The sequence below is a fragment of the Sphaerisporangium aureirubrum genome, assembly GCF_042658925.1.
In the GTDB taxonomy this organism is placed as follows: Bacteria; Actinomycetota; Actinomycetes; order Streptosporangiales; family Streptosporangiaceae; genus Sphaerisporangium; species Sphaerisporangium aureirubrum.
Window position 1 is genome coordinate 1 of the sequence record NZ_JBHSRF010000139.1, and the last position, 10,743, is coordinate 10,743.

General features: G+C 67.7%; 9 protein-coding genes. 1 reads left to right on the top strand and 8 read right to left on the bottom strand.

What is annotated here, in order from left to right:
- Positions 1 to 382 precede the first annotated feature (382 nt).
- Positions 383 to 1,162, top strand: a complete 780-nt coding sequence (locus tag ACFP1K_RS40035; protein WP_380763637.1) for a hypothetical protein — start codon at positions 383 to 385, stop codon at positions 1,160 to 1,162.
- Positions 1,163 to 1,722: 560 nt separating this feature from the next.
- Here ACFP1K_RS40035 and istB read toward each other — a convergent pair.
- The 8 genes from istB to ACFP1K_RS40075 form a co-directional block, all read right to left on the bottom strand.
- Positions 1,723 to 2,502 (bottom strand): IS21-like element helper ATPase IstB, encoded by a 780-nt coding sequence (gene istB / locus ACFP1K_RS40040; RefSeq protein ID WP_132208543.1) that lies wholly within the window; start codon positions 2,500 to 2,502, stop codon positions 1,723 to 1,725.
- Positions 2,499 to 4,175: an IS21 family transposase gene (istA, locus tag ACFP1K_RS40045; protein ID WP_380763639.1), complete on the bottom strand. Its 1,677-nt coding sequence runs from the start codon at positions 4,173 to 4,175 to the stop codon at positions 2,499 to 2,501. The genes istB and istA overlap by 4 nt, the downstream gene beginning before the upstream one ends.
- 431 nt (positions 4,176 to 4,606) lie before the next feature.
- Positions 4,607 to 5,440, bottom strand: coding sequence for an alpha/beta fold hydrolase (locus ACFP1K_RS40050; RefSeq protein WP_380763641.1), 834 nt, complete (start codon positions 5,438 to 5,440; stop codon positions 4,607 to 4,609).
- Between the two features lie 27 nt (positions 5,441 to 5,467).
- Positions 5,468 to 5,890 carry a DoxX family protein gene (locus ACFP1K_RS40055; RefSeq protein ID WP_363526656.1) on the bottom strand — a complete coding sequence of 141 codons (423 nt, stop codon included), beginning with the start codon at positions 5,888 to 5,890 and terminating at the stop codon, positions 5,468 to 5,470.
- A 103-nt stretch (positions 5,891 to 5,993) separates the two neighbouring features.
- On the bottom strand, positions 5,994 to 6,839 hold the full coding sequence (locus ACFP1K_RS40060) for an ABC transporter permease (protein WP_380763643.1): 846 nt from the start codon (positions 6,837 to 6,839) through the stop codon (positions 5,994 to 5,996).
- Positions 6,836 to 7,801 carry an ATP-binding cassette domain-containing protein gene (locus tag ACFP1K_RS40065; protein ID WP_380763645.1) on the bottom strand — a complete coding sequence of 322 codons (966 nt, stop codon included), beginning with the start codon at positions 7,799 to 7,801 and terminating at the stop codon, positions 6,836 to 6,838. Before ACFP1K_RS40065 ends, ACFP1K_RS40060 begins: the two co-directional genes overlap by 4 nt.
- A 101-nt stretch (positions 7,802 to 7,902) precedes the next feature.
- Positions 7,903 to 8,544, bottom strand: coding sequence for a PadR family transcriptional regulator (locus tag ACFP1K_RS40070; protein ID WP_380763647.1), 642 nt, complete (start codon positions 8,542 to 8,544; stop codon positions 7,903 to 7,905).
- 184 nt (positions 8,545 to 8,728) lie between these two features.
- Positions 8,729 to 8,896, bottom strand: a complete 168-nt coding sequence (locus ACFP1K_RS40075; RefSeq protein ID WP_158441122.1) for a hypothetical protein — start codon at positions 8,894 to 8,896, stop codon at positions 8,729 to 8,731.
- Positions 8,897 to 10,743 lie beyond the last annotated feature (1,847 nt).

Genomic DNA, 10,743 nt, shown 5'->3' on the forward strand with positions numbered 1-10,743 from the left:
CCCACCCAGCGACAAGAAGCCCTCCCCCCAAGACACAGACCGCCCCACCGGCCGTCCCACAGACCCACCACGCCCCTCCGGCCCAGGCCGGTCTTCCGACCCGGGACGTCCTTCGGACGCAGAGCGGTCTTCCGACCGCCGGCCCTCTGACCCGGGACGTCCTTCGGATGCGGGCCGGTCTTCTGAGCGTCGGCCCTCTGATCTGGGGCGGCCTTCGGACTCGCGCCGGTCCTCCGACGTCAACGGCGTGGAGTCCGGGTCGCGCGCGGAGGCGGCCGACTCCGGTACCGCCAAGCCCGCGGCCGACACATGGTTCTCCGGGAAGCCAGGAGCGGCGTCAGGGAAGCCCACGTCGTCCTCCGGTGCGCCGGTTCCTCCGGTCGTGCCGGCCAAGCCCGTGGTCCTGCCCGAGGCGGTCAGTCCCTTCGAGGCTTTCAAGCGGCCCGAGCCTGCCAAGGGGCCGAGCACTCCCGGCCGCGACGAGTCCCGGCCCGGCGACCCCGGGAAGCCGGAGGCCGCGAAGACCCGCGGGACCGATGCCGCCGAGGCGCGTGACGCGAAAGCCGCGAGCCCGGCCGACGCCCCCGCCCCGCCGAAGCGCTCCACCACTCCGCCCGCGGAGCCGTCCACGCCGTCCCCGGCCCGGCCGCCCGCCGCGTCGCCCGCACGATCCGGTGACACGGAGAAGCCCGAGGCGGAGAGCGCCAAGCCGGTGAGCTTCAGGACGGACTCTCCCAGGCCGGTGAGTCCCACGGCTGGGAGTCTCGAACAGGACACCTCCAAGCCGGATACCCGCAAGGCGGAGAGCCTCAAGCCGGACACTCCCAAAGCGGAGACCTCCAAGCCGGAGAGCCCGAAGGCAGAGGGCCCGAAGGTGGAGAGCCCCAGTGCGGAAATCGCGAAGCCGGAGGCCGCCAGGCGGGACCTTTCCAAGCCGGAGCGACGCGAGTCCGTGGTGGACGAGGACGACGACGGTGGCTCGGCGACGGCGCAGTTCCGGCGCCCGGGCATGGTCAAGGTCATCTCCGGCACCCGCCGGTACCACAGCTCGGCTTGCCCGCTAATCAAGGGCTCGGACCCCGGCTCCCTGGAGACCATGTCCCGGCTCGACGCCGAGGCCGCCGGCCTCACCCACTGCTCGGTGTGCGACACCGAGAACTGACACCCGTCGCTGCACGGCAGAGAGACTTGCCCGTATTAGCATGCGCTCCCGGCCGCTCCTGTCCGGTGTGCGGCACCGAGAGTCGACCCTCCTCAGGGCGCGGAGCCCCGGCCGGTTCTGCCGGGTGTGCGGCGTCGAGAGCTGATTCTCGTCGGCGTGCGGCCCCCTGGCCGCTTCTGCCGGGGTGACGTCCCGCCAGGTGGTGTGATCTCCGATGCCGTGATCATGACTGCGCCACCCTCGGTGCCGGACAGCGGCCCTCGACACTCTTCACGAAGATTCCCGGAAGCTACACCACACCAGGAAACGGCACCCCCTCCTCCGCGTATACGCAACTCACGACAGCAGGCTCGGCCGCTCCTCCGGTAGTGAGCGCTTTGCCGGAGGAGATGAAGCCCATGTGTGCTGGGTGAAGTGGCCCACCCCTTGGCGTTTCCCGGGCTTGATGGCTGCGGAGGTTTCGTCCGACACCGCTTGTTGGCGAGTTCTGACACCGCCGGGCACGTGTCGGTGCCGCGGATGTTGGTTTGCGTCGACACCGCTTCCGCGCCCGACGGGTGTCAGGTTGTCCGCTGCCTTGTGGCTTGGGCCAGACGGTAGGAGTCGGTGCCGGTCTCGAGGATGGTGCCGCCGAAGGTGAGTCGGTCGACGATGGCTGCGCATAGCCGGGGGTCGGTGAAGGTCTTGGTCCAGCCGCCGAAGGACTCATTGGACGCGATCGCGACCGAGGCCTTCTCCTCACGCTCGGTGAGGACCTGGAAGAGGAGTTCCGCGCCGCGGCGGTCGAGTTGCATGTAGCCGAGTTCGTCGATGCACAGCAGGTCGACGCGACCGTAGCGGGCGATGGTCTTCGCCAGCGTCATCTCGTCGGCGGCCTCGACGAGCTCGTTGGCAAGCTGGGTCGCCAGGGTGTACTTGACCCGGTAGCCGGCCATGGCGGCCTCGGTGCCGAGTGCGATCAGCAGATGGGACTTGCCGGTGCCGGAGTCCCCGATCAGACACAGCGGCTGTCCCTTCTGGACCCATTCGCACTTGGCGAGGGTGTGGATCACGGCGGGATCGATGTTGGGGTTGGCGTCGAAGTCGAAGGCCCGCAGGGACTTCTCGCGGGGGAACTTGGCGGCCTTGATCCGGCGTTCGGACCGGCGTCGGGCGCGATCGTCGCACTCGGCAAGCAATAGTTCGGCGAGGAACCCGCGGTAAGACATCTGCTCACGCCCTGCCCGGTCGGCGTAGTCGGTGAAGGAGTTGCGGATGGTGGGCATTCGCAGCATCCGGCACGCTTGGTCGATCGCGGCGTCGGCTGCTTCTTCGGTCATTCCACGGCGCTTGGTGGTCACGGTGCGGCTCCTTCGTTCGGGGTGTCACGTCGGCTGGCCAACAGCTGGTCGTACTTCTCCACGCTCGGCAGCGGCCGAGTGTCGGTCGGGATGTGGGCGCGGAGCCGGCGCTCGGTCAGCGATCGCACGGCAGGGATCTCGCCTTCTCCGCGTGCCCTGTCGCCGCTCATCAGGGACTGGTGGTCCGCTGTCGTGTCGTCGGCTCCGCCATCTGCTGTGTCGTTGTACTTGCGCGCTTCCAACGCGACAGCGTCCGCGGTGAGCGCGCCTGCACGCAGCGCCGTCGCGAGTCCGGCGACGACGTGGTCGTGTGGAAGGTGCCGGTGCATCATCAGGACCTCAATGAGGGCACGGGTGCCGTCAGCGTCACCGTGGGCCTTGCAGGCCGCGGCCCACCAGGCGTCGTGAACGGGCGTGAACCGCCCGGATGCCCTGGCCTGCTCCAGCGCTTTCGCACCGGGTAGCGCGCCCGGTTTGCGGAGGAGGACCTCGAGATAGTGGTCCAGGTCGACCCGGGTCGAGCCCTTGGTCATGAGCCGTTCGTGGCGGGCGATCTCGGTCCTGCCGTCGAACACGACCAGGTCGCTGGCGTTCAGGAGCACCCGGGCTTGACGGCCGACCATGCGCGCGGGCACGGAGTACTTGTTCATCCGGACCGTGACCTGGGCGTACCGGTCCACGCGCGGGGTGAACCAGCGGCCGGTCTCGAACGGCTCGGTCGGAAGGGGCGCGAGGAGTGGCTGCTCGGTGGCGAAGTATTCCCCGACCGTGCGGGCGCGGGACCCGATCCGCCGGGCGTCGTCGGCTTCGTCCCAGGCGTCGACCATAGCGTTGAGCTCGGCGAGGGAGTCGACTTCTGGGATGGGGACGAGGTGGTTGCGTCGGAACCAGCCGATCTGCCCCTCGACGCCGCCCTTCTCGTGCGCACCTTGGATTCCGGGCTGGCAATAGAAGGCTTCGATGCCGTAGTGGGAACGGACGGCGGTCCACCTGTCGGCCTCGACCCGCTGGCGGGAGAACCCGATCACGCTCGCGACGGCGGCCTTGAGGTTGTCGTAGCGGATCTTCCCGGTCGGCACCCCGCCGAGCACGTTGAAGGCGTGGACGTGACCCTCGAAGAAGGCTTCCTGCCCAGCCGAGGCACTGACCCTGTGCACGGCCTTGCCCGAGTAGGAGAGCCGAAGGCTGAACAGCGCGCAGGTTACGAGCTCGCCGCGCAGGCGGATGGCGACGTCGCCGAAGTCAACCTCGGCCTCGCGGCCCGGGCGGTGCTCTTGCGGGATGAACGCGTTGGCAGGTTCCCGTCCGACCTCGACGCGAATCTCACGGCGTCGGGTGGCGACGTACTCGCGGACCATCCAGTACGACACCACCCCGGCCCCGTCATGTTCGTCAAGCAGTCGATCGAAGATCCGCTTCGCCGTGTGTCGCTGCTTCCGCGGCGCGTCGAGGTCCGAGCGCAGCCACTCGTCGATCACCACTCGGTACGCGTCAAGCCGTGAGCCGCGTTTGGGCGGTTGCTTTCTCTCCTTCGGCCATGCAGATTCCAGCGCCGCTGTCACGGTTCGGAAGCCGACGCCGTGCTTGCGCTGCAGCGCGCGGTTGGACATCCCAGATCGGGCATCCCGTCGGATCGCCGCGTACAGGTCGACCCGGGAACGCGGCTGCGTCATCGGTGGCACTCCTGACGTGAGCACGCCGTGAGCACGCCGTGGGCACGACTTCGGCACCGGGCCACCGCCCGGGAACGGTGACCGCATGCGACCACAGCCCGGAATCACTGGCCCTACCGAGGTGCCTGGTCATGTGCTGCGCAGGGCTTCGGTGGGCGGTACTGAGTCGGCCCGGAGTGGAGGGTACGACCGACGACGGAGCCGATGAGCAGCGAGTAGGCCAGGTCGAGTCCCACTGAAGCCCAGGTCAGTACGACGGCCCGGCCTTGCGTGGTGACGAAGACGTTGGTGACGAGCACGCCCAGGATCAGGCCTGTGATGCCGCCGACGACATCAACCTCGACACCACCTGTCCGCCCCGTGTCCCTGGCGCGACGAAGATCTGCTTGCGCGGTGCCTAATCGGTCTTCCCGCAACACCTCGCAGGCCCCTCAGTGTTCGCTGCTGAAGAACCGTAGCAACAGCGGGCCGACGGTCTGTGGGTCGACGACGTGATCCGGCCCCTCGAGGGTCTCCCGTTGAGCGTGGGGTAATTGGTCTGCAAGCTCGTCGGCTGCGCGGTCGAAGAAGTCCGAGGGCAGGCCTGCCATATAGGGGACCGTGATCGGTCCTCCGGTGGTGACCAGGACCGGTTGGGTGACCGTTGCCAGTCGATCGGCCGGCAATTGGTAGCGGTTGAGGAAGACGCTGTCGTGGACCAGCGTGGGCGCGAGGGCGACCGAATGCGCCCAATGCGCCGTCTGCTTGCCTGCCGCTTTCCTGGCCGCGATGTTGTTGTCGGAGGCGCCGCTCAAGCGCATGAACAGTTCGAGAACCTCCTCGTCTCGCCCGGCGTCGAAGGCGCGTCGGGTGTCCGCGACGTACTCCTCGAATCGCTGGCGGATGTCGTCCCCGACCGCGTAGGGCACCTCCCACACGGCGATCGTGTCGATGGCTGACCCGGCCGCGGCCGCTTCCAGCGCCAGCGCGCCACCAGAGGACGCCCCGAACAGGTGTGCCGAGCCGCCCGCCTCCGCGATCAACGCATCCAGGTCCTCGATCTCCCTCTCCACGGCGTACGGCTCGGTGAAGCCGCTCGCGCCGCGTCCCCGACGGGCATAGTTGTAGACCGTGAAGTGCTCGGCGAGAGCCGGCGCCAAGGGAGCGTTCTCCACCCCCTCGTCGAGTGCTCCGCCCACCAGAATGACGGCCGGACCGCTTCCCTTCCGGTCGTAGGCGATGGTGGTGCCATCGTTTGATGTCACGCGAAAGGCCATCTCGTTCATCTCACATCTCCGTTCGAGAGGTTTGTCTCAGCGCCTGAGCAGCGTGCCGACGACGGCCTCGGTGCGCGACCACCGCGTCCTTGCGATCACGGCCGCCACGATGAGTAAGGCGAGCGGCAGCCAAGGGCTCTGCTCGAGCACGAACTGATCGGTGATGACAGCACCGGTCAGCAATGCCGCCAACCCGAGACTGGCCAGGCCCGCCAGAGCCGGGATCAGAAGTCCAACCCCTCCCGCGACCTCCAGCGCTCCGACCAGGTACCGGAGCCACTGGCCAGCCCCGATGTCGGCGAACATGTCCACCATGACCGGGTCGCCGGCGAGCTTCGAGATTCCGCCGCCGGCGATTATCGCCGCCAGCACGACGTGCAGAATCCAGACCCCGATGCTGCTCGCCCGCCCGGGCGTGTGCGCAACGGTTTCCGAGGTTTTCTTGGGGATGGTGCTCATTCGGCTCTCCTTGTCGTGTCCGGGTCTGGTAGCGGTGATGGCTTTGGCCGAGTGGGCCGGGTTGTCGGAGTTGATTTCGACCAAGTGCTCGCGGTAGCGGCATCTACTTCTTGTTGCGGTAGAGGACCATGGTGATGGGACCGAAGACCGCGACGAGAAGTACGGACGAGACGAGCACCCAGCCGATTTCCCCGGCGGGCACCGAGCCGTCCATCAGGCCGCGTACCACGGTCGCCAGGTGGGTGATCGGGTTGACCTCGACGACCGCCTGCATCCACCCGGGCATCGTCTTCGGGTCCACGAAGATGTTGCTCACGAACGTCAGCGGGAACATCACCATCAGGCTGACCCCCGCCACCGAGTTCGGCGTGCGCAGGATCAGGCTGAGCATCGTCCACAGCCACGACAGGCAGAACGAGAACACCAGCAGCAGCACCACCGAGAGCACCACGCCGATGGCGCCACCCTCCGGCCGGAACCCTAGGACCAGGCCGAGCGTGATCACGATCGCCGACCCGATCGAGTAGCGCATCACATCGCCGAGCAGGGCGCCGACCAGCGGGGACGGTCGCCACACCGGAAGTGACCTGAACCTGTCGAACACCCCCTTCTGGATGTCGGTGTTCAGCGTTATGCCGGTGTTCATGGTGATCATGACGTTCGCCTGCACCAGGATGCCGGGCAGCAGGAACTGTAGGTACGCCTGTGTCGACCCGGCGAGCGCGCCGCCGAACAGGTAGGTGAACATCAGTGTGAACATGATCGGGAACATGGTCACGTCGACGAGCTGCTCCGGGACGTGTTTGATCTTCAGCAGAGCGCGCCAGCCGAATGTCAACGAGGTGCGCACCGGGCCGGGGCGAGACGGCCGCTCACCGGCCAACAGCACACTGCGCAGCGCGTCCTCAGTGACCGGCGCCGACGCCTGCTCCGCGGACGTGGCATTCATGCGGCATCCTCCTCGGGTGTCTCCTCGGTGGCGTGTCCGGTCAGGGTGAGGAACACCTCGTCCAGGCTCGGCTGACCGAGCGCGAACTCGGTGACGTCGATGCCGCCGCGGGACAGCTCGGCCAGGGCGCGGGCGACCCGCTCGGGGTCGGAGATCCGCGCGGACAGCGCGGCCGGGTCGGCGGACGGCTCAGCCGCCACCTCGAGGACGCCGGCGAGGACCCGTTCGGCCTCGGCCCGCTGCTCGGGCGCACGTAGCCGTACGTGCAGCGAGCCGGCGCCGACCGATGCCTTGAGCTCGCCGCTCGAGCCCTCGGCGATGACCTTCCCGTGGTCGATCACCGCTATCCGGTCGGCCAACTGGTCGGCCTCGTCGAGGTACTGCGTGGTCAGCAACACGGTGGCGCCCTCGGCGACCATGCCCCTGACGATCTCCCAGACCTGGTTCCTGCTGCGCGGGTCGAGCCCGGTCGTGGGCTCGTCGAGGAAGATCAGTTCGGGGGTGACGACCAGGCTCGCCGCGATGTCGATGCGCCGGCGCATCCCGCCGGAGTACTTCTTCACCTGCCGGTCGGCCGCCTCGGCAAGACCGAACGCGTCGAGCAGGTCGGCCGCTCGCCGCTTGGCCCGCGGGCGCGAGTAGCCGAGCAGCCTGGCGAGCAGCAACAGGTTCTCTACCCCGGTGAGGTCTTCGTCGACCGACGCGAACTGCCCGGTAAGGCCCACCCTGCTCCGCACCGCCCGGGCGTCACGCACGACGTCGTAGCCGAGCACTTGCGCCTCTCCGGCGTCGGGGCGCAGGAGCGTGGCCAGCATGCGGATCGTGGTGGTCTTGCCCGCCCCGTTCGGACCGAGCACGCCGTACACGCCCCCGGCGCTCACGGCCAGGTCCACACCGGCGACCGCGTGGGTCGTGCCGAAGCTCTTCTTCAACCCTCTCGTCTCGATCGCGAGCTTTCCCATGGGTTCGATTCCTTCTCTCGGCGTTGCGAACGGATTGGTGAGCTAGTCAAGTTTGACTACTTGGCCAAAGCAGACGAGGACGAAACGTCTAGTCAAGTTGATTAGACGCGCATCTTGAGGTGATCGGGGACCGTTCGCCACGAACCCGGATCATCGGCCATGGTGTAGGCGCCCTCAGACAGTCGTTTGCTCAGGCCCTTCGCCCACTCCAGTTCGGTGCGTGCCTGTCCCGCCCACAGTTCGGCCTGATCGCGGACGTGCTCGGGGGCGTCCCTATTGGGGTGCTCCCGCCACTCGGCCTGCACTACGAGCTCCGCTTCCAGGCGCGCGACCCGCTTGTTAACCTGCGCGATGGCATCTGTCCTGGTCAGCATGGGCAACATGGCGATGGACGCGTTGAGCATGTCCGGGTCGTGGGTGCGCCGCAGACCGTCGCGGACCAGTTCGACCATCTCGTCACGTCCCCGAGCTGTCGCGCGGTACAGAACGCGCTCCGGCCCGGAGTTGCCCGGCTCGGCGTGTTCGGTGAGGAGGCCATCAGCCGCCGCCTTCTTCAGCGCGTGATAAATCGAGCCGGGCTTGATCTTGGCCCAACTCTCCGCACCCCAGCTCTGCAGTTCGGACCGCACCTGGTAGCCATGCGCGCCGCCGGAGAGGTGCACGATACCGAGTACTAGGAGCTTCGTCGCCGACATGCGCCCACCTCCGCTCAACCCTCTCGTCTCGATCGCGAGCTTTCCCATGGGTTCGATTCCTTCTCCCGTGTTGCGAACGGATTGGTAGAGACTAGTCCAGTTTGACTACTTGGCCAAAGTATACGAGGAAGAAACGTCTAGTCAAGGTTGATTAGGCGCGCATCTTGAGGTGATCGGGGACCGTTCGCCACGAACCCGGATCATCGGCCATGGTGTAGGCGCCCTCAGACAGTCACTTGCTCAGGCTCTTCGCCCACTCCAGTTCGGTGCGTGCCTGTCCCGCCCACAGTTCGGCCTGATCGCGGACGTGCTCGGGGGTGTCCCGATTGGGGTGCTCCCGCCACTTGGCCTGCTCTACGAGCTCCGCTTGCGCGCCCGCCAGGGTGGTGTCAACTCCCACCAACACTAGGGTGCCCTCCTGGTCCGGGTGGTGTCAGCACTGACCTACAAACGGTGCTGGTGGAGACCTCCAAAGCCAGGCTTGACCATCATCGCCCACCCACCCCGGGCACCCCCTCGCGCGTGCACGACCCCACGGCAGCGGGAATGGCCACTTCCTACGTCGGTGAGCGCTTTGCCGGGGAGGAGATGAAGCCCATGTGTGCTGGGGTGAAGTGGCCCACCCCTTGGCGTTTCCCGGGCTTGACCATCATCGCCCACCCACCCCGGGCACCCCCTCGCGCGTGCACGACCCCACGGCAGCGGGAATGGCCACTTCCTACGTCGGTGAGCGCTTTGCCGGGGAGGAGATGAAGCCCATGTGTGCTGGGGTGAAGTGGCCCACCCCTTGGCGTTTCCCGAGCACGGCCATCACCACCCGCCCACCCCGCGAGACCCCCCTCCGGACACACGCGGCCCCGGGGGCATACCACCCCTTGCGGATAACGGGGAAAGGGGCTGGGTCAACCGCCGTGGGACGGCGCTGGATTCGCCGTACATGCCCTGCTGTGTCGGCGCCGATCAAGGTGACCACCGGAGCGCGGGCCACCCGGTAGGCGACCACCCCTTGCGGGTAACGGAAAAGAGGGCTGGATCAACCGCCGTAGGACGGCCGGATTCGCCGCACTTAATCTCGCCGTGTCGGCGGCGGCGAGGGCAACTCCGTGGCGGCGGGCTGACCGTGGCGGTGGCGGCCGGGCCGAGGAGCCTCCGGGTGCGGGGGCTCCGGGTCGACATGGCCGGGAGCGATAACGAGGACGAAATGCCTATGCCGGGCGAGCGGCGCGGGTTCGGCAGGGCCGGGCTCATTGTCGTTGGGAGCAGAAGGGGCTGCCGTCGCGGGTCGCGTATGCGCGGACAGAGGTCTCGCGGGATGGGTGGGCGGTGCTGGCCAAGCCAGGGAAACGCCAACGGGTGGGCCACTTCACCCCGACGCGCGTGGGGCTTCATTCCTCTGGCCAAAGCGCCCACTACCGCAAGGAGCGGCCAAGCCCTCGACGGAGGCATCCGCATACGCGGACGCAGGTTTCGCGGGGTGGGTGGTGATAGTCAAGCTCGGAAACGCCAACGGGTGGGCCACTTCACCCCAGCACGCATGGGCTTCATCTCCTCCCCGCCATAGTTCACCGACGTGAGGAGTGGCCGTTTCCGCTGTCGTGGGGTTGCGCATGCGCGGAGGGGTGTCGCGGGGTGGGTGGGTGGTGATGGCCATGCTCGGAAACGCCAACGGGTGGGCCACTTCACCCCGGCACGCATGGGGCTTCATCCCCCGGCTAAAGCGCCACTATCGCTAGGAGCCGCCAGCCGCCTACGAAGGCATCTGCATACGCGGACAGAGGTCTCGCGGGGTGGGTGGGCAGTGATGGTCAGGCTCGGGCAACGCCAAGGGGTGGGCCACTTCACCGCAGCACACATAGGGTTTCACCTCCTCCCCGGCAAAGCGTTTACTGACGTGCGGAGTGGCTGTTTCCGCTGGCGTGGGATTGTGCATGCGCGAAGGGTGCGGTGGGGTGGGTGGGTGGTGATGGCCGAGCTCGGGAAACGCCAAGGGGTGATGTTCGGCCGGTGGGTTTGGTGGGTGGCATCCGAGGGGGGCGGTTGGTGAGGTGGGGGCGGGGATGGTGGTGGGGACACCTAGAGATGGCCATCTGGTAAGGGTCTGGGGCTCGTAACTTGGTGCGTGCGGGCGTTGGTGGGGTGACGCCTTGTGGGGGGTCGGCGGTGGGGCATCGGCCGGCGAGTGGTGGGTGGGGCCTGTTTCGGTGGGGGAGCCGGGAGTGGGGGGATGATTTGTGGGGGCCGATATCG

What these genes read in the sequence shown, in the direction of transcription:
- ACFP1K_RS40060 (WP_380763643.1), bottom strand. Translation starts at nt 6,839, where the DNA reads ATGAATGCCACGTCCGCGGAGCAGGCGTCGGCGCCGGTCACTGAGGAC.
- ACFP1K_RS40055 (WP_363526656.1), bottom strand. Translation starts at nt 5,890, where the DNA reads ATGAGCACCATCCCCAAGAAAACCTCGGAAACCGTTGCGCACACGCCC.
- ACFP1K_RS40070 (WP_380763647.1), bottom strand. Translation starts at nt 8,544, where the DNA reads ATGGGAAAGCTCGCGATCGAGACGAGAGGGTTGAGCGGAGGTGGGCGC.
- istA (WP_380763639.1), bottom strand. Translation starts at nt 4,175, where the DNA reads ATGACGCAGCCGCGTTCCCGGGTCGACCTGTACGCGGCGATCCGACGG.
- ACFP1K_RS40065 (WP_380763645.1), bottom strand. Translation starts at nt 7,801, where the DNA reads ATGGGAAAGCTCGCGATCGAGACGAGAGGGTTGAAGAAGAGCTTCGGC.
- ACFP1K_RS40050 (WP_380763641.1), bottom strand. Translation starts at nt 5,440, where the DNA reads ATGAACGAGATGGCCTTTCGCGTGACATCAAACGATGGCACCACCATC.